This window comes from Stenotrophomonas sp. NY11291 (assembly GCF_023277365.1).
Classification (GTDB): Bacteria; Pseudomonadota; Gammaproteobacteria; order Xanthomonadales; family Xanthomonadaceae; genus Stenotrophomonas; species Stenotrophomonas geniculata.
Window position 1 is genome coordinate 722,219 of record NZ_CP096975.1, and the last position, 24,645, is coordinate 746,863.

The window sequence follows — 24,645 nt, forward strand, 5'->3', positions numbered from 1 at the left end:
GCCGGTGCGTCCTGCCTGCTTTCAGCCGGGGTAGGGGACCTTGCGTGTTAATCTAATGTGTCACTTCCGGTCCATCCCCCATGATCCAGCAACGCACCCTCAAGAACACGATCCGCGCCACCGGCGTTGGCCTGCACAGCGGTGACAAGGTCTACATGACCCTGCGCCCGGCACCGGTCAACCATGGCATCGTGTTCCGCCGCGTGGACCTGGACCCGGTGGTGGAAGTGCCGGCCAAGGCCGAGCTGGTCACCGAAGTGACCCTGTGCACCGGCCTGACCTGCAACGACGCCAAGATCCAGACCGTCGAACACCTGATGTCGGCGCTGGCCGGCCTGGGTGTGGACAACATCATCGTCGAACTGTCCTCGGCCGAGCTGCCGATCATGGACGGTTCGGCCGGCCCCTTCGTGTTCCTGCTGCAGTCGGCGGGCATCGTGGAACAGGATGCGCCCAAGCGCTTCATCCGCGTGCTGAAGACCGTGGAAGTGACCGAGGGCGACAAGGTGGCCCGCTTCAGCCCGTACGAGGGCTACAAGCTGGGCTTCACCATCCAGTTCGACCACCCGATGATCCCGGCCAAGCAGTCGCGCCAGGAAATCGAGTTCTCGACGCTGGCCTACACCAAGGAAATCTCCCGCGCGCGCACCTTCGGCTTCATGCGCGACCTGGAATACATGCGCGAGCGCAACCTGGGCCTGGGCGGTTCGATGGACAACGCCATCGTGCTGGACGAGTTCCGCGTGCTCAACGAAGACGGCCTGCGCTACGCCGACGAATTCGTGCGCCACAAGATCCTCGACGCGATCGGCGACCTTTATCTGGCCGGTGGCCAGGTGCTGGGTGCCTACGAGGGCTTCAAGTCGGGTCACGCGCTCAACAACAAGCTGGTGCGCGCGCTGATGGCCGATGCCACCGCCTGGGAATGGGTCAGCTTCGACTCGCCGGCCACGCCGGATCCGGTCGAATATGCCACTCCGGCCTATGCCTGATTCCTGCAGGTTGTTGAATTGAAAGACAAAAACGCCGCCTTCCAGGGCGGCGTTGTCGTTTCAGGCATCTTCGTCGCATTCAGCATGCTTGACGCGCATCAAGGCCGGTTCGAGGTCACGGTTTTGTGAACCTGTTGGATCGGAAGCCTGAATTTAACGTAGTTTTAACAACAATCTAACGACAGGCCCCCGGATGGCAGCTAGGATGCGACCCGGCCCCCGAAATGTTTCACGCCGTGGTGACACGTGCGACGGGGAGCGGAGCCGGATGCTCCGTTGTCGTCAGGACCGCTTCTTCGGCTTCGAAGGAACGTCCTGCAGGCAAGCCAAGGCGTCGCGTAGCCCTTTGTGCGTGGCGGCTGAAACTGCGTGGGGTCCATTCCGGTTGTCGAGCGCTGGGGAGCGCGTGGGAGTGGGAGACGCAGTCTTGATGGTCACCTTGGTGGCCTTCAGCCCGATGGAACGGGCCGCGTCGAGCAACTGGGCTTCGGCAAGCCGCAACTTGGCATGCCAGACCGGGGACTCGACGAGAAAAACGAGGTGTTCCCCGTCCACATTGGCCAGCCGGCAACGGCTGCGCAGAGGTGGCGGCAACTGGGGGCGCAACTGACGGTCCAGCGCGTCGAGCCACAAGGCACGCCGCAGCGGGTTCCCGCTTTTGTCCGCCATCACCGCATCCAGCGCCGGCTTCGGCACTGACGCGGGGCGAACGCTGGATTTCGGCTCAGACATGAAAACTCACTGATGGCATTCAAAAAGATCGTAATCAAAACGCGTGAAGGACAGGCCAAATCGTCGCCCATCGCGCGTTTGCGGTTCTATTTCGAGGACCGCCCCCGCGCCCTGCTGGGCAGCGTGCTCGGGGTAGGCTGCATTATCGGCCTTGCCGGTGGCATTGGCGCCAGCGCGCTGAATGACTCCCGCCTGCAGGCCAAGGTCGAGCGCCAGGATGCGGAGCTGGCCAAGGTCAAGCGCGATGCGCAGACCCAGGTCAACGCGCTGGCGGCCCGCCTCGGCGAGCTGCAGGCCCAGGCCACACGCCTCAACGCCCTCGGCGAACGGCTGACCCAGATGGGCAAGCTGGAAGACGGCGAGTTCGACTTCAACGAGACCCCCGGCCTCGGTGACGGTGACGCCGGCGGCCCGACCAGCGACATCCCGGTCAAGGACGTCAACGCCGACTTACAGGTGCTGGAGCAGCGCTTCGCTGCTTCAGGCCGCCAGTTGTCGGTGATGGAATCGCTGATGTTCGACCACCAGCTGCAGCAGAACGCCGTGCCCTCGCGCATGCCGATCCGCAACAGCTATGTGACCTCCGGTTTCGGCACCCGTGCCGACCCGTTCGGCCGCGGTGCCGCCACCCACAAGGGCATGGACTTCCACGCCAAGGTCGGTGACCCGGTGATGGCCGTGGCCGAAGGCGTGGTCAGCTTCTCCGGCGTCAAGGGCGGCTACGGCAACGTGGTCGACGTCGACCACGGTAACGGCTACGTCACCCGCTACGCGCACAATTCGCGCCTGGTGGTGAAGGTTGGCGACCTGGTCCGTGCCGGGCAGGAAGTGGCCAAGGCCGGTTCCACCGGTCGTTCGACCGGCGCCCACGTGCACTTCGAGGTGTGGGAGAACGGCAACGTGGTCAACCCGCGCAAGTTCCTTGGCGACGGCGGCAATACGCCGGTCGGCCGCATCAGCCGCGGTTGAACCCAACGCCGGGCATGGCCCGGCGCTACCGGCACGCCGTCGGATCCCGGCGGTAGCGCGGGGCCATGCCCCGCGAGCGCGAAGCGCGGCCGCCAGGACCCTGGTCCCGGCCGCCTGGACGACCGCAAAGGGTTGAAACCCCTCACGGCCGTCCCAAGCTACAATGGGTGTTGCCATCGACAGGGCGCCAGGCGCCCTGTTTCGTTTGCGGCGGACGGATCCCAAGGGGGAGGCCGGGCGTCGTGTCCATCCAACCCGGTTCCTTCAATGATCAACAGCCTGCTTACCCGCGTATTTGGCAGTCGTAACGAACGACAGCTGCGCCAGCTCAACCGCATCGTCGCCAAGATCAATGCGCTGGAACCGGAGATCGAGAAGCTTTCCGACGAGCAGCTTCAGGCCAAGACGCCGGAGTTCAAGCAGCGCATCGCCAATGGTGAAGCCCTGGACAAGGTGCTGCCGGAAGCGTTCGCGGTCTGCCGCGAAGCCGGCCGCCGCGTGCTGGGCATGCGCCACTACGACGTGCAGCTGATCGGCGGCATGGTGCTTCACCTGGGCAAGATCGCAGAAATGCGCACCGGTGAAGGCAAGACCCTGGTGGCGACCCTGCCGGTGTACCTCAACGCGCTGGAAGGCAAGGGCGTGCACGTGGTCACCGTGAACGACTACCTGGCGCGCCGTGACGCCGCGCAGATGGGCAAGCTGTACAACTGGCTTGGCCTGAGCGTGGGCGTGGTGTACCCGGGCATGCCGCACAGCGACAAGCGCGAAGCCTACGCCTCGGACATCACCTACGGCACCAACAACGAATTCGGTTTCGACTACCTGCGCGACAACATGGCGCTGTCCAAGGCCGACCGCTACCAGCGCGGCCTGCACTACGCCATCGTCGACGAAGTCGACTCCATCCTGATCGACGAAGCGCGTACCCCGCTGATCATCTCCGGCCCGGCCGATGATTCCCCGGAGCTGTACATCCGCGTCAACCGCGTCGTGCCGAACCTGGTCAAGCAGGAAGTGGAAGACGGCGAAGGCGACTTCTGGGTCGACGAGAAGGGCAAGCAGGTGCACCTGTCCGAAGCGGGCATGGAGCACGCCGAGCAGCTGCTGGTCGAGGCCGGCATCCTCGACGGCGAGACCGAAGGCCTGTACGCGCCGCAGAACCTGACCGTGGTCCACCACCTCAACGCCGCACTGCGCGCGCACGCGATCTACCAGCGTGACGTGGACTACATCGTGCGCGATGGCGAAGTGGTCATCGTCGATGAGTTCACCGGCCGCACCCTGTCCGGCCGTCGCTGGTCCGATGGCCTGCACCAGGCGGTGGAAGCGAAGGAAGGCGTGCCGGTCCAGCGCGAGAACCAGACGCTGGCGAGCATCACCTTCCAGAACCTGTTCCGCATGTACAAGAAGCTGTCCGGCATGACCGGTACGGCCGATACCGAAGCCTTCGAGTTCCAGAGCATCTACGGCCTGGAAGTGGTGGTGATTCCGACCAACCGCCCGACCATCCGCAAGGACAGCCCGGATCAGGTGTTCCTCAACCGCAAGGGCAAGTTCAATGCGGTGCTGGCCGACATCGAAGAGTGCGCCAAGCGTGGCCAGCCGGTGCTGGTGGGTACCACCTCGATCGAAACCTCGGAAATGCTGTCCGAGCACCTGCGCAAGGCGGGCGTGAAGCACGAAGTGCTCAACGCCAAGCAGCATGACCGCGAAGCGACCATCGTCGCCAATGCCGGCCGTCCGGCGGCCGTGACCATTGCCACCAACATGGCCGGCCGTGGTACCGACATCGTGCTGGGCGGTTCGCTGGAAGCGGAAATCCACGAGCTGGGCGAAGACGCGACCGACGAGCAGAAGGCCGCGGTCAAGGCCGAATGGCAGAAGCGCCACGAGGCCGTCAAGGCTGCCGGCGGCCTGCACATCGTCGGTACCGAACGCCATGAATCGCGCCGTATCGACAACCAGCTGCGTGGCCGTTCGGGCCGCCAGGGTGACCCGGGTTCGTCCCGCTTCTACCTGTCGCTGGAAGACAACCTGATGCGCATCTTCGCCTCCGACTGGGTGCAGAAGGCCATGCGCATGATGGGCATGAAGGAAGATGACGTCATCGAGGACCGCCTGGTCAGCCGCCAGATCGAGAAGGCGCAGCGCAAGGTCGAGGCCCACAACTTCGACATCCGCAAGAACCTGCTGGACTTCGACGACGTCAACAACGACCAGCGCAAGGTGATCTACGCCCAGCGCGACGAGCTGCTGGACGCCGAGTCGGTGAAGGACAACGTCGACGGCATCCGCGACGACGTGATCTTCGACGTGGTGGCCCGCTTCGTGCCGCCGAACTCGATCGACGAGCAGTGGGACCTGCGTGGCCTGGAAGCGACCCTGGAGTCGGACTTCGGCCTGCAGATGTCGCTGACCGACCTGGTCAAGTCGCACGAAGAGCTGGACGCCGAAGCCATCGCCGCCAAGGTGCAGGAACGCGTCAACCAGCACTTCGCCGAGAAGGAAGCCGGCGTGGGCGAAGAGACCATGCGCGCGCTGGAGAAGCACGTGATGCTGACCGTGCTGGACCAGAGCTGGAAGGAGCACCTGGCCCGCATGGATTACCTGCGCCAGGGCATCTACCTGCGTGGTTACGCGCAGAAGCAGCCGAAGCAGGAGTACAAGAAGGAAGCCTTCGAACTGTTCTCGGACATGCTGGAGAACGTCAAGCGCGAAGTGGTGACCCTGCTGTCGCGCGTGCGCATCCGCAGCGACGAGGAAGTGCAGGCGCTGGAAGCGGCCGAACGCCAGCAGGCCGAAGCCCGCCTGAGCCAGTCGCAGTTCCAGCACCAGGACGTGGGCGGCTACAGCGCCGACGAGGAAGCTGCGCAGGTGCAGGCTGCCCAGCAGGGCAACGCACAGGTGCAGCGCGACGAGCCGAAGATCGGCCGCAACGATCCATGCCCGTGCGGCAGTGGCAAGAAGTACAAGCACTGCCACGGCCAGCTGAGCTGACCCCGAAGAGCCCCGCGAAAGCGGGGTTCTTCTTTTATGGCGGCTGTTTCGCAGGGCTGATCCGGCCGGATCCGAGATTGCACGGGCCGCCCTGTTCTGGGCATGCTTCCTCCATGCCTTCCCCCACCCGATCGATCCACGTTGTGGCCGCCGTCATCACCGACGCCCGTGGCCGCGTGCTGCTCAACCGCCGTACCGAGAACCGCGACATGGCTGGCCTGTGGGAATTCCCCGGCGGCAAGCGCGAATCCGGCGAGACCTCCGAGCAGGCCCTGGTGCGCGAGCTGCGCGAGGAACTGGGCATCGAGGCCGATGTCGGCGAGTGGCTGATGGACGTGCCGCAGCGCTATCCGGACAAGCACCTGACCCTGGAAGTGCGCCACGTGCGCAGCTGGAAGGGAACCCCCCGCGGCCGTGAAGGGCAGGCGATCACCTGGGTGGCGCCGGACAAGCTGGGCCGCTATTCAATGCCGCCGGCAGACCTGCCGGTGGTGGCCGCCCTGCGCCAGCCCGACAGCTACCTGATCACCCCGGCGCCGGCCGATGATGAGGGTGGCATGCAGCATTGGCACGAACAGCTGCAGCGCGCGGTGGCCGCGGGCCAGCAGCGCATCCAGCTGCGCTTGCCGACGGCGCATCCGCAGCGCCAGGCGATGGTCGAGCAGGCCCTGCGCGCGCATCGTCGCAGCGGCGTGCAGTGGCTGCTCAACCGCGATATCGAGCTGGCACGCGCACTGGGCGTGGGCGTACATCTGGGCAGCGAACAGCTGCTGGAGCTGTCGCAGCGTCCGCTGCCCGAAGGCCAGCTGGTGGCCGCGTCCTGCCATGACCTGCAGCAGCTGCAGGCCGCACAGCAGTTGGGCTGCGACTTCGCCGTGCTGGGTCCGGTGCAGGCCACGGCCAGCCATCCCGATGCCGTGCCGCTGGGCTGGGATGCCTTCGCCGAGCTGCGTGCGCAGGTGTCACTGCCGATCTACGCGCTGGGTGGCATGGGCAGTGGCCACATCAGTGAGGCGCGTCGCCATGGTGGGCAGGGCATCGCCGCCATTCGCGCGCTGTGGCCGGCGTGATGTCAGGGTCGGATCATCGCAACGCGGGGCCCTGACCCTCCCGATCACAACGTGATCCAGAAACACCCGTACTGCCGCCGCAACCCCAGCACCGTCGAAGCGCGCGACACGCTGCCGGGCAAGGTCTGTTCCAGGCGCAGGCCGATCGGATGCCGCGCCACAGAGACCACAGAGTCGGATCCCTGCGCAGCAGGGCTCTGGCCCTCATCCTGCGATTGCGGCAGCGCCTGCGAGGGATACACCGGCACCACGTCCACCAATGGCCGCCGCGCCAACGATTCCAGTTGGCCGAGGATGCGCTGCGCACCCGCATCAGAGACCGCGCCCCACAGGTACAGCGAGGACAGCCGGTTCACATCGTTGCTGAGGATGCCAGTACGCAGCGCATCCACCAGTTCGCTCAGTCGCCGCGGGCAGCGTGCCCCCAGGGTGTCGCGCTGCAGGGTGTTACCGGCGGGCGCAGGCGGCGGCAGCCGCGACTGCGCACCCAGGCTGTCGCAGGGACGGTCGGTATACACGCTCTGGCCCTGGGCATCGGTACAGCGGTTCAGGCGCGTGGACTGCGCCTGGGCGACGCTCGACAGCACGCACAGCGGCAGCAGCAACAGCAGGAAGGAAAGCCGGATCATTCCTGCAGGGTAGCGCCGATCACGCTTGCGCGTCGTGCTCTCAGCCCTGCAGCAGCTTCAGCACCGAGGTGGTCGGCTTGGCCAGGTTCAGGGTGTAGAAGTGCAGGCCGGGTGCGCCGCCCTCGATCAGGCGCTGGCACAGCCGGGCCACCACTTCAGTGCCGAATGCACGCACGGACTCCGCGTCATCGCCATAGGCCTGCATCTTGCGGCTGATCCAACGCGGAATCTCCGCACCACATTGTTCGGAGAAGCGACGCAGCTGGCTGAAGTTGGCAATCGGCATGATGCCGGGGGTGATCGGTACCTGCACGCCCAGCCGCCGTACTTCGTCGACGAAATGGAAGTACGCGTCCGGGTTGAAGAAGTACTGGGTGATCGCCGCATCGGCACCGGCATCGATCTTGGCCTTGAAGTGCTTCAGGTCGGCCAGTGCGTCGGAGGCCTGCGGATGCGTTTCTGGGTACGCGCCTACTTCGATATGGAACGCATCGCCGTGCTCGGCGCGGATGAAGTCGATCAGTTCGGCGGCATAGCGCATGTCGCCGGGAAAGCCCATGCCCGACGGCAGGTCGCCGCGCAGCGCGACCAGGCGGCGGCAGCCGATGGCGCGATACAGCTTGAGCAGCTCGCGGATTTCCTGGCGGGTGCCGCCCACGCACGACAGGTGCGGCGCGGCATCGAAACCGTGGTGCTGGTTGAGATGGCGCACGGTTTCGGAGGTGTAGCTCAGGGTCGAGCCACCAGCGCCGAAGGTACACGACACGTACTCGGGACCGTAGTCCTTCAGCTTGGCCGCGGCGCGGTCCAGCTGGCTGCGCTGTTCGTCGGTCTTGGGCGGATAGAACTCGAAGCTGATGGCAGTCATGGCACGGGCGGTGGCGGCGGGTGCGGGCCAGTATATCGCTTCATCAAGATGGATGTCTGACGGCTGCGTGAGGGCAGGCCATCCGTGGCACGCGACCGTTCGCCCAGGTGTCCGGCCGTTGCTCCGAAATCGTAACCGGGGGCACTGGCCCGGCGGCACGCTGTTCCCATCCCGGCACCACCCACCCGACGAAGGAGCAGACGATGAAGATCTTCCTGGCACTGTGGTACGCAATGAAGGCCTTGGCCCGGCTGGCGATGATCGGCATGGCGATGGCCGTGCTTGGCTCCGGTCCGGCCCATGCGGCGGCCGCCACAGGCACCGGCAAGGTGCAGGTCGAGGTGGTCGGCAAGGGCCGTCCGCTGCTGATGATCCCCGGTCTCAACAGCAGCGCCGAGGTCTGGCGCGAGACCTGCCTGGCGCTGAAGGACGTGCAGTGCCATCTGGTGCAGCTGCCCGGCTTTGCCAGCGCCGCAGCCGCTGATCCGCGCCCGGCCGACTTCCTGCCGGCCATGCGCGGGCAGCTGCTGGCCTACCTGCATGACCGGCACCTGGGCCCGGTGGTGGTGATCGGACACAGCCTGGGTGGCCTGCTGGGCCTGCAGATGGCGCAGGCCGAGCCGGCGGCGGTCAGCGCCCTGATGGTGGTCGATGCACTGCCGTTTCTGCCAGCCGCGCGTGACCCGAAGGCCACCGCAGACAGCGTGCGGCCGATGGCCGACCAGCTGCGCAAGGGCATGCTCGCTGCCGACGCCGCGCAATGGCAGGCGCAGTTGCAGGCGGGCCTTCCGGGCATGACCCGTGATCCGCAGCGCCAGGCCGAGCTGGGCCGCTGGGGCGAAGGCAGTGACCGCCAGACCACCGCCGATGCCATGCATGCGGTGATGACCACCGACCTGCGCGACAGCATCGCCTCGATCAGCGCACCGACGCTGGTGCTGGGCAGCTGGGCCGGTTACCAGCCGATGGGCGGCACCGAGGCCAGCACGCGCGCGGTGTTCCAGGCCCAGTACGCGAAGCTTCAGGGCGTGCAGATCGCGATGAGCGCGCAGGGGTTCCACTTCCTGATGTGGGATGATCCGCGCTGGCTGCAGGAGCAGGTGCAGCGTTTCCTCGCCGCGCACCCCTGACCCTTGTCCTCGCCGAGAGCCCGCATGGACGCCACTACCTCATCCCGCCGCTTCTGGACGCTCAATGCACTGGCATGGGCGGGTTATGCGATGTACGGGCTGTGGGCGGGGATGCGGATCGGCGGCGGCGTGGTGTTCAGCGGCATCGTGTTGATCACCGTCAGCGTGGCCGCCTGCCTGTGGCTGTGCAGTGGCATGCTGCGCGCGGTGGCGCTGCGCCAGCGCTGGTGGGAGGGGAGCCTGGGCAGCCTGGTGTTGAAACTGGCCGCCGGTGTGGTGGCCGGTGCCAGCGTCGCACAGGCGATGACGGCGGCGCTGCTGCTGCCGGCGCTGGCACTGGGCTGGGTGCAGCTGCCCGGTGGCCACGCGGATTACCGATGGTCTTCGCTGCTGGTGTACTGGATGAACACCGCGCTGTTCCTGCTGATGTGGACCGGCCTGTGGGCCGGCCTGCACGGTCTGCGCCGGGCGCGCCACAGTGAACTGGCCCGGCTGCGAGCCGAAGCCGAACGCAGCGCACTGGAGCGCGATGCACTGCGCGCACGGCTCAACCCGCACTTCATGTTCAATGCGCTGAACAACCTGCGCGCGCTGATCCTGGAAGACCCCGAGCGCGCCCGCGACATGGTCACGCGCCTGTCGCGCACGCTGCGCCAGGCGCTGGCGCACAACCGCAGTGAGCAGGTCACGCTGGCCGAAGAACTGGCGGTGGTGGACGACTATCTGGCGATCGAGGCCATCCACTTCGAGCAGCGCCTGCAGGTAGCTCGGCACATCGATGCTGACGCCCTGCAGGCGCAGTTGCCGGCGATGGCGCTGCAGCTGCTGGTGGAGAATGCGATCAAGCACGGCATTGCCAGCCGCCCCGGTGGTGGCGAGGTACAGATCCAGGCCACGCTGGACGGCGATGTATTGCGACTGCAGGTGGACAACCCGCCGGGCAGCGCCGGCGAGCCTGCCCATGGGCATGGCGTCGGCCTGACCTACCTGCATGCGCAGCTCGGCACGCAGGGGCGTTTCACGCTGCAACCGGTCGGCGACCGCATGCAGGCCCTGCTGGAGATTCCACAATGAGTGCCACGCTGCGTGTGTTGATCGTTGATGATGCGCGGCTGGCGCGGCAGGAGCTGCGTACGCTGTTGTCGGCGCTGCCATGGGTGCAGTGCGTGGGTGAGGCCGACGATGTGCCTGCCGCGCGCGAGGCGATCGCCACGCTGGCGCCGGACCTGGTGCTGCTGGACGTGCAGATGCCTTCCGGCAGTGGTTTCGATGTGCTGGACGGCCTGGAGACGGTGCCTGCAGTGGTGTTCGTCACCGCCTACGACACCTACGCCGTGCGCGCGTTCCAGGCCAATGCGCTGGATTATCTGGTGAAGCCTGTCGAGGCGCCACGCTTGCTGGAGGCGCTGGAGCGGGCGCGCCAGCGCGAGGTGGTGGCGGGCGAAACGCGGGAGCCGCGCAGCACACTGGGCGCGCAGGACCAGGTGTTCGTGCGCGAGGGAGAACGCTGCTGGTTCGTGGCGGTCTCCGAGATCCGCCGGCTGGTGGTGGATGGCAATTACACGCGGCTGTGGTTCCGCGACCAGAACGCCTTGCTGACCCGCAGCCTGAGCGCGTTGGAAGCACGCCTGCCGCAGGATCTGTTCTTCCGTGCCAACCGCAATACCCTGGTCAACCTGCGCCGCATCCGTGGCGTAACGCCCAGCATTGCCGATGGTTACGAGCTGACGCTGGATGATGGCAGTGAGGTGGAAGTGTCGCGGCGGCAGGCGCGTGAACTGCGCGAGCGGATGGCGTTGTAGCTGCCGCTACAGCTCGGCACTGACCGGGCTGGTGATGAAGCCCCACAGCAGGCGTGCCATTACGGCGGGTGAGCGTGCCTGCCCGCGCGCATAGGCCAGCAGCGCATCCAGCCGCGGGCGGTCATAGAGGTGGCCGGCCAGCAGTACCGCATGCACGCGACGGGTATTGGCGGTGTCGTGCAGCGGGTTGCCATCAAGCAGCACCAGGTCTGCGGCTTTGCCGACTTCGACGCTGCCATGCGATGCCTGCAACTGCAGATGACGCGCGGCCTGCAGCGTAGCTGCGCGCAGCACGTCGGCCTGGCTCAGGCCGGCTTGCCGCAGCCAGTGCAGTTCGTCGTGGTAGCGCAGGCCGCCCAATCCGGTATCGGTGCCGACCAGCACGGTGACGCCGGCACGATGCGCCGCACCGGTCAGTGCCAACCCATGCTCGAAGTAGGTCTTCAGTGCGTCTTCGCCGCGTCGGCCGGGATAGCGCGCCACGGTGGCCTGCAGGTCATCACGCCACGCCCAGCGTGAGAGCGGGTCCAGATAGGCCAAGCGCGGATCGTTGACGAAGGCGGGGTCGCGTGCACGTGCATCTTCTTCGCGGGTGACATGCGTTGGCACGAATGCTGCAGCACTGGCCTGCATCAAACCGAACGCTTTGCTGCAGAGCGCGGGCTGATAGCTGGCCACCATGCGTTCGGCCAGTCCAGTCGGGTCTTCGCCGTCAAGCGCGCCACCGCGCCATGCCGCCGCGTTGTCGAAGCAGTGGCGCACGAACAGATGGGCGTGTTCGAAGCTTCGCTGGCCTGCCTGCACCGCGTCTTCCAGAGGCACAGCCCTGGGCAGGTGGCCGACCAGTGGACGGTGCAGCTGCCGTGCCTCGGTGGCCAGCCGCTGGTAGGTGTCCGCACGCAGCCGGTTGTAGACCTTCAGTGCATCGATGCCGCGCGCAGTGTAGGTGCGTGCGCGTTCGGCGGCGGCGTCTGGCGAGAGTGATGGATCCTCGAAATAGAAGCTGGCGATCTGCACGAAGCGTGGTGCGACCTGTTGCCCTGCGATGGCCTGTGCAGTCCAGCGGCGCTTGTCAGCCACGCAGGCGATCAGCGGGTCGGTAGCCTGCGGGCAGTCCATCATGTCGCGGGTGCCGGTAATGCCATTGGCCAGCATCAGTGCGAACTGCAGTTGCGGTGACAGCTGCAGTGCATGGGTATGCATGTCCCAGAAGCCGGGCACCAGCCAGCGGCCACCGGCATCGAGCACTGGCAATGTGGTGTCCCGTGGAGCTTTGCCAATGGCAGTGATCGTGCCGTCGCGCACTGTCACTGTGGTGGGGGCGCTGACCTGGCCACGCGCGACGTCCACCACCCGCGCGTTGACGATCACGCGGCTGTTGCCCGGCTCGGGCAACGGCGGTGCCGACAGCGGCCAGAGCAGAGCGGCGGCGAACAGCAATGGCGGCGCCAGCAGGAGGATGGCCAGAACGATCGGCCATCGCCGACGGTGGGCGGAACGGGGCAACGCGCGTGCTGCATCCATGAGCCGGCAATCCTTGCATTGGGTCGTCCGCAGGGTGCTGCAAGCCGGACACGGGCACCAGTGACCATCGGCATCTGGCCCGGCCTGGCTCCGGGGCGGTTACCCTGTGCGGTGGAACTCCTGATCACGCCCTGCCATGTCCATCGTCCTGACCGATTTCGCCCGTCCCCGCCTGTTCCCGCGCGTGCCGCGCGGCAACACCATCCAGGACTGCACTGCCGAGCAGTTCGAGGCACACCTCAACGCGCATGCGCCGCTGAAGGTGCTCGACGGCTACGCCCCGTTCTGCAAGCTGTTCGTCTACGAGAACTGGACCAGCACGCGCTGCCTGACGGTGCCGGTCACCGAGGCCAACCGCCATCTGCTGCGCAGTGGTTACGAGGCACGCAACCGCGAGGAACTGCCGGTGCTGGTGCGCTGGTTCGAGGGCGTGGAATCACCGCGTGCGAACTACCTGGTGGTGATCCTGTACAGCGCTGGGCAGCTGGCGAAGGAAGGTTCACCGATCGAGGCCGAGTGGGGCATCGTCGGCTGCATCTACACCGCCGAACCGGAAGAGGTGCCGATGGCGCCGATCACGATGATGCGCAATGCGCTGGGCGTGGAGGAGGGCGGTTCCGGTGTGCCGCTGGACCGGGAGGCCTACCGGCGCTCGGTGGAGTTCTGGGAGAACAACGCCAACTGGCGGCCCTGAGCCCACGCTGTGGCCGGACAGCCGGCATGTGAACAGGGTGACGGCAGTGGAGCGCTACCATGGCGGTGAATCAACGCAGGGAGCACAGGGATGAATGTTCGCAGCTGGATGCCGTTTGCATGGGTCGCCGCAGGCCTGCTGGCCGCAAGTGAAAGCCCGGCAGCAAAGTACGATGCAGGCGCTGCCTGTGGGGCCCTGTCCGACGTGACGCAGATCCGCGACGCGGGCGTGGGGTCACTGCAGGCGCAGGCAACCTCGGGGCGTTGCACGTTCCATGTGGAAGCGGATGACGCAGCAGCGCTTTCGCGTCAGCAGTCATTGCTCCAGAGCGTGTCGGCGATTGCCTGTGGTGGGCCAGTCACCACCCGGCCTTCGCAAGGGGCTGCGGGCTTCGACCTGCAGATGCCTGCCCGTTGCCCGCTCTCTTCCAGCACGCCGTTGATTGCCCGGGAAGGAGGCTGGCACCAGCGGCGGCTCTCGTCGGTCCCGGCGTATCCCGCGGCCGCCATGCGCGAAGCCCAGCAGGGCGGTGTCGAGCTGATGCTGCTGCTGGATGCACAAGGCAAGACCCAGGCGATCATCCTGTCCCGGTCCAGTGGGTACCCACTGCTCGATGCGGCGGCGCTCAAGCACGCGCGCGACTGGCGTTATGAGCGTGAAGCGGCGGGCAAGGCGCCAGACATGAGCCTGATACGCGGAACGGTCACGTTCAAGCTCAACTAGGGCATCTGCAGGGCGGGCTCGGCCTTCCACTCCCACCAGCGGTAGTGGTACTCGCGCTCGGTCGCGCTCCATTGCCGCGCGCAGCAGGTGCACGTCAGCCGGTAGCATTCGCCCCAGCCATCCTCCGCTTCGCCCCGTGCACGCAGCTGCACGTGACCTTGTTCCAGCAGCGGCTCGGGGCTGAAGAACACATAGGAAGGGTAGAGCGCACACAGGCAGCCTTCGCGCGCCTGCCAGTAGCGCAGTCGTTGCAGGGCCGCCTTGAGGTGAGCCTGGTTGCTGATCAGCATGCCGCCAAGGGCGACGCCCTGGCAGCTGCGTTCAATCGTATCCACATGCGCGCTCAACGCCTCCAGGGATGCGGGAGTGAACAATCGGGCGACGGTGCGTGCGGCATCGGTGATGCGCGTTGCGTCGCGCGACAACAGGTCCTGCAGCAGCACGTCGGCCTGTGCATCGTCGAGCCGGGGAATCGGTGCTGCAGACCACGGCCAGCGCATCAGCGTGACTTGCCGATGGCAGCGTAGTGGCCGGCGGTGAGGCGCAGCAGGTCAGCCGGCGCCAGTTCCACTTCCAGGCCGCGGCGACCGGCGCTGACATGCAGCGCGGGCAATGCCTGCGCGCTGGCGTCCAGGAAGGTGCGCAGGCGCTTCTTCTGCCCGAGCGGGCTGATGCCACCGACCAGGTAACCGGTCGCGCGCTGTGCGGCGTCTGCGGCAGCCATCTCGCACTTCTTGCAGCCGGCCGCTTCGGCCAGGGCCTTCAGGTCCAGCTGGCCGGCCACCGGCACGATCGCCACCAGCAGTTCGTGTGTCTCGGTGCTGGCCAACAGGGTCTTGAACACCTGGGCCGGATCGAGGCCGAGCTTGTCGACGGCTTCGCCGCCATACGATTCGGCGTGGGCGTCGTGCACGTAGCTGCGCACGGTGTGGGCGATCTTCTCGCGCTTGAGCAGGTTGATGGCCGGGGTCATGGGGGCATCGTAGCGCGCGCTGAGAGTGCTGCCTTGACCGAGGCTATTGGCCCCCACTCTGGTGGACGCGTGATGTTCGGCCGTGCGCAAACGCTGAACGGGCGCCCGAAGGCGCCCGTCCGTGTCGCATGCACCGGAAGTGCGGGCCGTTGGCCGGCACCCCACAGTCATCAGTAGCGGTAGTGGTCCGGCTTGAACGGGCCTTCCACCGGCACGCCGATGTAGTCGGCCTGTTCCTGGCTCAGGGTGGTCAGCTTCACGCCGATCTTTTCCAGGTGCAGGCGGGCCACTTCTTCGTCCAGCTTCTTCGGCAGCAGGTAGACCTTCTTCTCGTAGCTGTCCTTGTTCGCCCACAGGTCGATCTGTGCCAGGGTCTGGTTGGCGAAGCTGTTGGACATCACGAAGCTCGGGTGGCCGGTGGCGCAGCCCAGGTTCACCAGGCGGCCTTCGGCCAGCAGGAAGATCGCGTTGCCGTTCGGGAAGATGTACTTGTCCACCTGCGGCTTGATGTTGACGTGCTTGATGCCGGCGAACGACACCAGCGCGTCGACCTGGATCTCGTTGTCGAAGTGGCCGATGTTGCAGACGATGGCCTGGTCCTTCATCGCGCTGAGGTGCTCGATGCGGATGATGTCCTTGTTGCCGGTGGTGGTGACGTACAGGTCGGCACGGCCCAGGGTCGATTCGATGGTATTGACTTCATAGCCTTCCATCGCCGCCTGCAGGGCGCAGATCGGGTCGATCTCGGTGACGATCACGCGCGCGCCGTAGGCACGCAGCGAGGCGGCGCAGCCCTTGCCCACGTCACCATAGCCGCAGACCACGGCCACCTTGCCGGCCAGCATCACGTCCATCGCGCGCTTCAGGCCATCGGCCAGCGACTCGCGGCAGCCGTACAGGTTGTCGAACTTGCTCTTGGTGACCGAGTCGTTGACGTTGATCGCCGGGATCAGCAGGGTGCCGGCCTGGGCCAGCTGGTACAGGCGGTGCACGCCGGTGGTGGTCTCTTCGGAGACGCCCTTCCAGTCCTTGACCACGCGGCCCCAGTAACCCGGGCGCTCCTTGGCGACGCGCTTGAGCAGGTTCTTGATGACCTGTTCTTCGTGCGAGGAGGACGCGGTGTTGACCCAGTCGCTGCCGTTTTCCAGCTCGTAGCCCTTGTGGATCAGCAGGGTCACGTCACCGCCATCGTCGACCACCAGCTCCGGGCCGGTCAGGGTGCCGTCGGCCAGGGTGAAGGTCAGCGCGTCCAGAGTGCAGTCCCAGTACTCTTCCAGGGTCTCGCCCTTCCACGCGAACACCGGGGTGCCGGTGGCGGCGATGGCCGCGGCAGCGTGGTCCTGGGTCGAGAAGATGTTGCACGAGGCCCAGCGCACGTCGGCGCCGATGTCCTTCAGGGTCTCGATCAGCACCGCGGTCTGGATGGTCATGTGCAGCGAACCGGTCACGCGCACGCCCTTCAGCGGCAGGCTGGCGGCATGCTTGCGACGGATCGACATCAGGCCCGGCATTTCGTGCTCGGCGATGTCCAGTTCCTTGCGGCCCCAGTCGGCCAGCGTGATATCGCGGATCTTGTAATCACCTTCGGTGGAGAAGGTCTTGGCAACAGCGTTCATTCGTGTGCTCCGGTTGTGGACGAGCGGGTGCTCGCATCTAGCCGGGCGCCGTTGTTACAAAGCCACCTTACCGAGCCTGGCCGGGCCTCATGGGATCCGGTCGCAGCGCCCCTCGGCAGGGGAGAACGCCCAGTATATCGCGGCCCCGGCATGACATCGGAACGACCCAACCATCGGCAGATGGGATCGCGTGCACAGACTGTTAAGGTCGGTGTTTTCACGCATCACACAGGTGGAACGATGAGCATGCACGCGCGCCGCACACGGCGCTGGACCGGCCTGGTCCTGTCGATGGGACTGCTGGCGGTGGCCCCGCTGGCCTGGGCGGCAGCGCCGCAGCCTGTGGCCGCACAGGCCCAGGGCGTCAACGGCTACGAACTGCCGTCGGCCGCGCTGCAGGCGGTGGTGGACGCGCCCCGTGCGCCCTCGTTGTACCTGTCGCCACGCCGCGACGTGGCCGCGATGATGCAGATGCCGTCGCTGCCGTCGATCCAGGTGGTGGCGCAGCCGGAACTGAAGCTGGCCGGCCTGCGTATCAACCCGCGCACGTTCTCCGACAGCCGCTTCAGCTTCGGCGAGAAGCTGTGGCTGATGAACGTTGCCGACGGCAAGGAACGGCAGATCAGCGGCCTGCCGGCCAAGCTGTCGATCGCCAGTGTGATGTGGTCGCCGGACCAGAAGTGGCTGGCCTTCAACCAGGTCGATGCCGCCAGTGGCGCCAATGAACTGTGGCTGGTGGACGTGGCCGGTGGCAGTGCCCGCCGTCTGGTTGCCGGCCTGAACACGGTGATCGGCAGCGGCTACCAGTGGCTGCCGGACAGCCGCGGCCTGGTGGTGTTCACCCGCCCGGCCAACCTCGGTGCGGCCCCGCCCGCCGATGGCATTCCGACCGGCCCGGCCGTGCAGCAGACCAGCCAGGGCGGCGGCGTGGTGTCGATCCGTACCTACCAGGACCTGCTGAAGAACGAGGCCGACGCACGCCAGTTCGACTACTACGCCACTACCCAGCCAATGGAAGTCGGCCTGGATGGCAGCACCCGCGCGATCGGCGCGGCCGGCATCTTCATGGGCTTCTCGGTGTCGCCGGATGGCCGCTTCGTGCTGCGCCAGCCGGTGCAGCGCCCGTACTCCTACGTGGTGCCGGTGAGCAGTTTCCCGCGCCGCATCGAAGTGATCGACCGTGCCAGCGGCAAGCTGGTGCACACCGTCGCCGTTCGCCCGCTGGTGGAAGGGCTGCCGACCGGCAACGATGCCGAAGTGACCGGCGTGCGCGACATCAGCTGGCGCGGTGATGCCGACGCCACCCTGGTCTGGGCCGAAGCGCAGGACGGCGGCGACCCGAACAGGGACGCCAAGGTGCGCGATGCGGTGCTGATGCAGGCCGCGCCGTTCGACAAACCGCCGGTGACCCTGGCCCAGCTCGGCAGCCGTCTGGTGGGTATCAACTGGGGCCGTGGCGACCTGGCCCTGCTGACCGAGTCGTGGTGGAAGACGCGCAAGACCAGGACCTGGCTGATTGCCCCGGACAATGCCGGTGCCGAGCCGCGCCTGCTGTGGGATCGTGACGCGCAGGACCGCTATTCCGACCCGGGCCGTCCGCTGTTGTCCAGCGACGACCGCGGGCGCTCGCTGCTGCAGACCACCGCCGATGGCAGCAGCCTGTACCTGGCCGGTGCCGGTGCATCGCCGGAGGGCGACCGCCCGTTCGTGGACCGCTTCGACATCTCCACGGGCAAGGCCACCCGCCTGTTCCACTCGCAGGCGCCCAGCTACGCCGCGCCAGTGGCGCTGCTGGACGACCAAGGCAGCTCGCTGCTGCTGAGCCGTGAAAGCCCGGATGAGCCGGCCAACTTCTACGTGCAGTCGCTGGCCGATGCCGGTGCCGCACCGCGCGCGCTGACCCATTTCGCCCATCCGCTGCCGCAGCTGAAGGGCGTGCAGAAGGAGCAGATCCGCTACAAGCGCAAGGATGGCGTCGACCTGACCGCGACCCTGCTGCTGCCGCCGGGTTACGACCCGAAGCGCGATGGTCCGCGTCCGCTGCTGATGTGGGCCTACCCGGGTGAGTTCAAGAGCGCGGCGGCGGCCAGCCAGGTGACCGATTCGCCGTACCGCTTCAATGCGGTCAGCTACTGGGGCCCGCAGGCGTTCCTGGCCAAGGGCTATGTGGTGCTGGCCAGTCCGTCGATGCCGATCATCGGTGAGGGCGACAAGGAGCCGAACGACACCTACATCGAACAGCTGGTGGCCAACGCGCAGGCCGCGGTGGATGAGGTGGTGCGTCGTGGCGTGACCGATCGCGAGCACATCGCCATCGGTGGCCATTCCTACGGTGCGTTCATGACCGCCAACCTGCTGGCGCACACCCGCCTGTTCAAGGCCGGCATCGCGCGCAGCGGTGCCTACAACCGCACGCTCACCCCGTTCGGTTTCCAGGCCGAGGAACGCAACTACTGGCAGGCGCAGGACGTCTACCAGAAGATGGCGCCGTTCAATTATGCCGACAAGATCAAGGATCCGATCCTGTTCATCCATGGCGTGGACGACAACAACTCCGGCACCTTCCCGATCCAGAGCGAGCGCATGTTCGCGGCGGTGAAGGGCCTGGGTGGTACCGCGCGGCTGGTGATGCTGCCGAACGAATCGCATGCCTACCGCGCACGCGAATCGATCATGACCATGCTGGCCGAGAGCGAGCGCTGGCTGGAGCAGACCATCGGCCCGGCCGAGCAGGGCAAGGCGAAGAAGAAGCGCTGACTAGTGTGACGGCGGCCCCCGCAACGGGGCCGCCTGTGCGGCTGCGCCGCCGCCCGAGCATGGGCTCGGGCGCTACACGGTGTCACGCGCCACGACGCTTGTAGAGCCGAGCCCATGCGCGGCTGCGTCCGTCATGGATACGTGCAGATGAAACCATTTTTGCATCGCAGCACGACGCCCGTTCTGGTTTAGGCTTGGGGCCTGGATCCGTTGACCGAGGCCTGTGCGTCGCCGATGAACGAGTACCGCAGCAGCATCGAGTTTGCTTCTCCCGATCTTCCGCTTCGCGATGACGTGCGCCGGCTCGGCGCGCTGGTCGGTGACCTGCTGGTTGAACAGGTGTCCGCCGCGTTTCTCGACGACGTCGAAGACGTGCGCACCCGCGCCATCGCCCGCCGCGAGAATCAAGCTCCATTGTCGGAGCTGGCCGATGGCCTGGCCGGGCGCACGCCGCAGCAGGCCGAAACCATGGTGCGTGCGTTCAGCACGTACTTCCAGGTGGTCAACATCGCCGAGCGCGTGCATCGCATCCGCCGTCGCCGTGACTATCAGCGCGCCGGTACCGCAGGTGCACAGCCTGATGGCCTGCAGGACGCGCTGCAGCACCTGAAGGCGCAGGGCGTGGGCCTGGACGAACTCGCGCAGTGGCTCCCGCGCATCGACATCGAACCGGTGTTCACCGCGCACCCGACCGAGGCGGTGCGCCGCGCGCTGCTGGAAAAAGAGCAGCTGATGGTGGCCAGCCTGGTCGACAACCTCGACGGCCAGCGCACACCAGGTGAGGCCGCGGCCGACGCCGCGCGCTTCCGCATGGCGCTGACGGCCTCGTGGCAGACCACCGACTCCTCGCCGGTGCGGCCCACCGTGGATGACGAGCGCGAACATGTCGGCTTCTATCTGGTGCAGGTGTTGTACCGGGTGATTCCGGTGCTGTACGAATCGCTGCAGCAGGCGCTGCGCGATACCTACGGTGAAGAACTGCCGTTGCCGCGCCTGCTGCGTTTCGGCACGTGGGTAGGCGGCGACATGGATGGCAACCCGAACGTGGATGCGACCACCATCCGCAACACGCTGGATGCGCAGCGGCAGGCGGTGCTCGGGCGCTACCAGAAGGAACTGCTGCAGCTGGCCAGCCTGCTCAGCCAGTCCACCGAGCGGGTGGGCGTGAGTGATGCGCTGCAGGCGCGCGTGGCGCAGTACCAGCAGCTGCTGCCGCAGGTGCAGTCGCGCCCACGCCATGCCGACATGCCGTACCGCCTGCTCAACGACCGCATGCGCGCGCGCCTGCAGGCCACGCTGGATGATGGCGAAGGCAACTATGCTGGCCCCGCCGAACTGATCGACGACCTGCAGCTGATCCTCGACAGCCTGCGCGCCAATCGCGGCGAACATGCAGGCGGCTTCGCCGTGCAGCGCCTGCTGTGGCGGGTGAAGACCTTCGGCTTCCATCTGGCGCGGTTGGATGTGCGCCAGGAATCGAGCGTGCATGCGCGCGCACTGGCTGCGGTGCTGGGCGGCGAAGAAAGCTGGCAGGCGCTGGATGCGCTGGGCCGTGCGCGCCTGCTGGGCCCGCATGCCAGCGGGGAAGACACGCTGCCCAATGGCGATGACGAGGGCAACCAGCGGCTGGATGCGGTGTTCGCTGCGCTGGCCGATGCGCACGCGCGGCATGGCAGCGATGCACTGGGCAGCTACATCATCTCGATGGCACACGACCGCAGCGATGTGCTGGCGGTGCTGGCGCTAGCGCGCCGTGGCGGCCTGGTGGAAGAAGGCGGTTCGGTGCCGCTCGACATCGCGCCGCTGTTCGAAACCGTGGATGACCTCAAGCGTGGCACGGCCACCCTGCGTGACCTGCTGGCCGACCCGGTCTACCGCGCCCATCTGCGTGCGCGCGACGACGTGCAGATGGTGATGCTGGGCTATTCGGACAGCAGCAAGGACGGTGGCATCGCTGCTTCGCGCTGGGGCCTGCAGCGTGCGCAGGTGGAACTGCTGGAGGTGGCGGCCGAGGCCGGCATCCGCCTGACCTTCTTCCATGGCCGTGGCGGTTCGATCAGCCGTGGCGGTGGCAAGACCACGCACGCGGTCGATGCGTCGCCGCGCGGCAGCATCGATGGCCGCCTGCGGGTGACCGAGCAGGGCGAGGTGATCCATCGCAAATACGGCATCCGGGCGCTGGCCCTGCGCTCGCTGGAACAGGCCACCGGTGCAGTGCTGCGCGCCAGCCTGCGCCCGCGTGCCGCCGAGCCGCGCGAGGATGAGTGGCGGCCGGTGATGGACGCGGTGGCCTCGGCCAGCAGCGAGGTGTATCGCGCGTTCGTTGGCCAGGCCGGCTTCATGGACTACTTCCGTACCGCCACACCCATCGACGTGATCGAGCGGATGACGCTGGGATCGCGTCCTTCGCGTCGGCTCGGCCAGGATGCGGCACTGGGCAACCTGCGTGCGATTCCCTGGGTGTTTGCCTGGAGCCAGGCGCGTGCCGTCATTCCCGGCTGGTACGGCGTGGGCAGCGGCCTGCAGGCGGCGGTGGACGCTGGCCATGAAGAGACCCTGCGCGAAATGGCGCGTGACTGGTCGTTCTTCCGCACCTTCCTGGACGACATCGCGATGGTGCTGTCCAAGGGCGATATCACCATCGCCGAGCAGTTCTCGCTGTTGTCTGGCGACCTGCACGGGCGCTTCTTCCCGCAGGTACAGCGCGAACTGGAACTTACCCGGCACTGGCTGCTGGCGCTGATGGACCAGAAGACGCAGCTGGACCATGATGCGCGGCTGGCGCTGTCGATCCGCCTGCGCAATCCCTACGTCGATCCGATCAGCGTGCTGCAGGTGGATCTGCTGCAGCGCTGGCGGGCCAGCGGGCGCGAGGATGACGAGCTGCTGCGCGCGCTGGTGGCGTGCGTGAACGGCGTTTCGCAGGGGGTGCAGAACACGGGTTGATGCGTATCCGCCGGGCATGGCCCGGCGCTACCTGCCTCGGTGGGTGCGGGGCGTGCCCCGCACGCCCTCACTCCTCCGGCGACGGCGGATTCGACGCCAGCAGTTCCAGGTGCCGCTGTTCCATTTCCTGGCGCAGCTGGCGGCGGATCTGTGCGGCGGCCTGGCGGCGCTTCTCGTCGGAGGTGGCCGGTTGCAGTGGCGGTACCGGCGTCGGCCGGCCTTCCTCGTCCACCGCCACCATCGTGAAGAAGCAGCTGTTGGCGTGGCGCACGCTGCGCTTGAGGATGTCCTCGGCCACCACCTTGATGCCGATTTCCATCGACGAGGTACCGGTATGGTTCACCGAGGCCAGGAAGGTGACCAGCTCGCCCACCGCGATCGGCTGGCGGAACATCACCTGGTCGACCGACAGGGTGACCACGTAGCTGCCGGCGTAGCGGCTGGCACAGGCATAGGCGACCTGGTCGAGCAGCCGCAGGATCGCGCCACCGTGGACCTTGCCGGAGAAATTGGCCATCTCCGGCGACATCAGCACGGTCATGGACAGCTGGTGGGTTTTCAGTTCGGTCGACATGGGGCGATTGTATCGGCGTGGCGTAGCTCTTGTAGAGCCGAGCCCATGCTCGGCTGCTCTTGTCGCAGGAAAAAGAAAGCCGAGCATGGGCTCGGCTCTACAGAAAGCAGAAGGGCCGCGTGAGCGGCCCTTCGTGTTTCTTACTTCAGCTTCGCATCGGCGCGCAGGGCGGCGGCGCGATCGGTCTTCTCCCAGGAGAAGGCCGTGGCGTTGACGGTCTCGCCTTCGCCGTTGAGGTAGCTGAACTCCTTCGGCTTGCGGCCGAAGTGACCATAGGCCGCGGTCTGCTGGTACATCGGGTGCACCAGGTCCAGCATCTTGATGATGCCGTACGGGCGCAGGTCGAAGTGCTTGCGGATCAGCTTCTCGATCTTGTCGACGCTGATCTTGCCGGTGCCGAAGGTGGTGACCGAGATCGAGGTCGGCTCAGCCACGCCGATGGCGTAGGAGACCTGCACTTCGCAACGGTCGGCCAGGCCGGCGGCAACCACGTTCTTGGCGACGTAGCGGGCCGCGTAGGCTGCCGAACGGTCGACCTTGGACGGGTCCTTGCCGGAGAAGGCGCCACCACCGTGACGGGCCCAGCCGCCGTAGGTGTCGACGATGATCTTGCGGCCGGTCAGGCCGCAGTCGCCCACCGGGCCACCGATCTCGAACTTGCCGGTCGGGTTGATGTGGAACTTGGTGCCCTTGTGCAGCCACTTGGCCGGCAGCACCGGCTTGATGATTTCTTCGCGGACGGCCTCGATGAGGTCCTTCTGCTTGATGCCCGGGGCGTGCTGGGTCGACAGGACCACGGCGTCGATGGCCGAGACCACGCCGTTTTCATAGCGCAGGGTGACCTGGCTCTTGGCGTCCGGGCGCAGCCACGACAGCGGCGAGTTCTTCTTCTTGCGGATCTTGGCCTGCTGCTCGACCAGGCGGTGCGACAGGTGGATCGCGGCCGGCATGTAGCTGTCGGTCTCGTTGGTGGCATAGCCGAACATCAGGCCCTGGTCGCCAGCGCCCATTTCTTCCGGCTTCTTGCGATCCACGCCCTGGGCGATGTGCGGCGACTGCTTGCCGATCAGGTTCAGCACGCCGCAGGTGGCGCCGTCGAAGCCGACGTCGGAGCTGTCGTAGCCGATGTCCGTGATGACCTTGCGGGTCAGTGCTTCCAGGTCGATCCAGGCGCTGGTGGTGATTTCACCGGCCACGATGGCAACACCGGTCTTGACCATGGTCTCGCAGGCCACGCGGGCGCGCTGGTCCTGGGTCAGGATCGCGTCCAGCACCGCATCGGAGATCTGGTCGGCAACCTTGTCCGGATGGCCTTCGGAGACCGACTCGGAGGTGAAGAGATAGCTGGACATCAGGCGTAATATCCCTTGATTCGGATGGAAAGATGGGCGCGAATGATACACGGGGTGCGCCGCCTGTGCATTGTGAACCGGTACCGGTTGCCGGTGGTTAAGCCCGCGTAGGCCTGGCAAGGGCCGTCGTGACGGGATTGGGCCCGGCCTCGAGGCCCAGTGTTCCACCAGCGTGACGACGGACGGGGCTGTCCAACCCCGGACCGCGCAGGCCGCGACCCTGCCAGGCCGGCCGTCATCGTTCTGCCCCGAAACCGCCATCTGGCTGCCGCCTGCCGGGCGCAGGCTGTCGGC

Annotated in this window: 20 protein-coding genes and 1 riboswitch; of the genes, 11 read left to right on the plus strand and 9 right to left on the minus strand. The window is 66.7% G+C overall.

Annotated features, from left to right (window positions below):
• Positions 1–80: 80 nt before the first annotated feature.
• Complete coding sequence (lpxC, locus tag M1L61_RS03210; RefSeq protein ID WP_005408085.1) at positions 81–992, plus strand: UDP-3-O-acyl-N-acetylglucosamine deacetylase; 912 nt, start codon at positions 81–83, stop codon at positions 990–992.
• Between the two features lie 282 nt (positions 993–1,274).
• Here lpxC and M1L61_RS03215 read toward each other — a convergent pair whose 3' ends face one another.
• Positions 1,275–1,724: a DUF721 domain-containing protein gene (locus M1L61_RS03215; RefSeq protein WP_029379786.1), complete on the minus strand. Its 450-nt coding sequence runs from the start codon at positions 1,722–1,724 to the stop codon at positions 1,275–1,277.
• Positions 1,725–1,736: 12 nt separating this feature from the next.
• Here M1L61_RS03215 and M1L61_RS03220 point away from each other — a divergent pair, with 12 nt between their 5' ends.
• From M1L61_RS03220 to M1L61_RS03230, 3 genes are all read left to right on the plus strand, one after another.
• On the plus strand, positions 1,737–2,693 hold the full coding sequence (locus M1L61_RS03220) for a M23 family metallopeptidase (protein ID WP_043397967.1): 957 nt from the start codon (positions 1,737–1,739) through the stop codon (positions 2,691–2,693).
• A gap of 267 nt (positions 2,694–2,960) precedes the next feature.
• On the plus strand, positions 2,961–5,693 hold the full coding sequence (gene secA / locus M1L61_RS03225; RefSeq protein WP_019338074.1) for a preprotein translocase subunit SecA: 2,733 nt from the start codon (positions 2,961–2,963) through the stop codon (positions 5,691–5,693).
• 113 nt (positions 5,694–5,806) lie between these two features.
• Positions 5,807–6,763, plus strand: a complete 957-nt coding sequence (locus tag M1L61_RS03230) for a Nudix family hydrolase (RefSeq protein WP_010481915.1) — start codon at positions 5,807–5,809, stop codon at positions 6,761–6,763.
• A 44-nt stretch (positions 6,764–6,807) separates the two neighbouring features.
• Here the strand turns inward: M1L61_RS03230 and M1L61_RS03235 are convergent, their stop codons facing one another.
• Both M1L61_RS03235 and metF read right to left on the minus strand, forming a co-directional pair.
• Positions 6,808–7,392 carry a DUF4124 domain-containing protein gene (locus tag M1L61_RS03235; RefSeq protein WP_043397970.1) on the minus strand — a complete coding sequence of 195 codons (585 nt, stop codon included), beginning with the start codon at positions 7,390–7,392 and terminating at the stop codon, positions 6,808–6,810.
• A 40-nt stretch (positions 7,393–7,432) separates the two neighbouring features.
• Entirely contained in the window at positions 7,433–8,260 is an 828-nt protein-coding gene (metF, locus tag M1L61_RS03240; protein WP_004143823.1) for a methylenetetrahydrofolate reductase [NAD(P)H], read from the minus strand.
• 203 nt (positions 8,261–8,463) lie between these two features.
• Between metF and M1L61_RS03245 the strand changes: the two genes are divergently transcribed.
• Genes M1L61_RS03245 through M1L61_RS03255 form a run of 3 tightly spaced genes read left to right on the plus strand, consistent with a single transcriptional unit; the run spans position 8,464 to position 11,192 of the window.
• Entirely contained in the window at positions 8,464–9,390 is a 927-nt protein-coding gene (locus M1L61_RS03245) for an alpha/beta hydrolase (protein ID WP_248854315.1), read from the plus strand.
• A 24-nt stretch (positions 9,391–9,414) separates the two neighbouring features.
• A complete protein-coding gene (locus M1L61_RS03250; protein ID WP_043397974.1) occupies positions 9,415–10,464 on the plus strand; it encodes a histidine kinase in 1,050 nt (349 codons plus the stop codon).
• Positions 10,461–11,192: a LytTR family DNA-binding domain-containing protein gene (locus M1L61_RS03255; protein WP_043397977.1), complete on the plus strand. Its 732-nt coding sequence runs from the start codon at positions 10,461–10,463 to the stop codon at positions 11,190–11,192. The genes M1L61_RS03250 and M1L61_RS03255 overlap by 4 nt, the downstream gene beginning before the upstream one ends.
• 6 nt (positions 11,193–11,198) lie before the next feature.
• Here the strand turns inward: M1L61_RS03255 and M1L61_RS03260 are convergent, their stop codons facing one another.
• Positions 11,199–12,716, minus strand: a complete 1,518-nt coding sequence (locus tag M1L61_RS03260) for an amidohydrolase family protein (RefSeq protein ID WP_248854316.1) — start codon at positions 12,714–12,716, stop codon at positions 11,199–11,201.
• 136 nt (positions 12,717–12,852) lie between these two features.
• On the opposite strand from M1L61_RS03260, the gene M1L61_RS03265 reads away from it, so the two are divergent.
• Together M1L61_RS03265 and M1L61_RS03270 are read left to right on the plus strand one after the other, a co-directional pair.
• On the plus strand, positions 12,853–13,410 hold the full coding sequence (locus M1L61_RS03265; protein ID WP_248854317.1) for a DUF3228 family protein: 558 nt from the start codon (positions 12,853–12,855) through the stop codon (positions 13,408–13,410).
• Positions 13,411–13,500: 90 nt separating this feature from the next.
• The gene (locus M1L61_RS03270) at positions 13,501–14,133 is read left to right on the plus strand and encodes an energy transducer TonB (RefSeq protein WP_248854318.1); all 633 of its coding nucleotides are present in this window, start codon (positions 13,501–13,503) and stop codon (positions 14,131–14,133) included.
• Here M1L61_RS03270 and M1L61_RS03275 read toward each other — a convergent pair.
• The 3 genes from M1L61_RS03275 to ahcY form a co-directional block, all read right to left on the minus strand.
• Entirely contained in the window at positions 14,130–14,633 is a 504-nt protein-coding gene (locus M1L61_RS03275) for a hypothetical protein (RefSeq protein WP_049448953.1), read from the minus strand. The two genes, M1L61_RS03270 and M1L61_RS03275, sit on opposite strands and share 4 nt — an antisense overlap.
• A complete protein-coding gene (gene ybaK, locus M1L61_RS03280; RefSeq protein ID WP_049399794.1) occupies positions 14,633–15,106 on the minus strand; it encodes a Cys-tRNA(Pro) deacylase in 474 nt (157 codons plus the stop codon). The genes M1L61_RS03275 and ybaK overlap by 1 nt, the downstream gene beginning before the upstream one ends.
• Before the next feature lie 170 nt (positions 15,107–15,276).
• Positions 15,277–16,722: an adenosylhomocysteinase gene (gene ahcY, locus M1L61_RS03285; RefSeq protein ID WP_049451423.1), complete on the minus strand. Its 1,446-nt coding sequence runs from the start codon at positions 16,720–16,722 to the stop codon at positions 15,277–15,279.
• A 36-nt stretch (positions 16,723–16,758) separates the two neighbouring features.
• Positions 16,759–16,842, minus strand: a riboswitch (S-adenosyl-L-homocysteine riboswitch).
• A gap of 120 nt (positions 16,843–16,962) precedes the next feature.
• Here ahcY and M1L61_RS03290 point away from each other — a divergent pair.
• Together M1L61_RS03290 and ppc are read left to right on the plus strand one after the other, a co-directional pair.
• Positions 16,963–19,479, plus strand: coding sequence for a prolyl oligopeptidase family serine peptidase (locus M1L61_RS03290; protein WP_248854319.1), 2,517 nt, complete (start codon positions 16,963–16,965; stop codon positions 19,477–19,479).
• A 234-nt stretch (positions 19,480–19,713) separates the two neighbouring features.
• Entirely contained in the window at positions 19,714–22,425 is a 2,712-nt protein-coding gene (ppc, locus tag M1L61_RS03295) for a phosphoenolpyruvate carboxylase (protein ID WP_248854320.1), read from the plus strand.
• Positions 22,426–22,492: 67 nt separating this feature from the next.
• On the opposite strand, the gene M1L61_RS03300 is transcribed toward ppc, so the two are convergent.
• Together M1L61_RS03300 and metK are read right to left on the minus strand one after the other, a co-directional pair.
• Complete coding sequence (locus M1L61_RS03300; protein WP_010481883.1) at positions 22,493–22,999, minus strand: acyl-CoA thioesterase; 507 nt, start codon at positions 22,997–22,999, stop codon at positions 22,493–22,495.
• 140 nt (positions 23,000–23,139) lie between these two features.
• Complete coding sequence (metK, locus tag M1L61_RS03305) at positions 23,140–24,351, minus strand: methionine adenosyltransferase (protein WP_248854321.1); 1,212 nt, start codon at positions 24,349–24,351, stop codon at positions 23,140–23,142.
• Between the last annotated feature and the right edge of the window lie 294 nt (positions 24,352–24,645).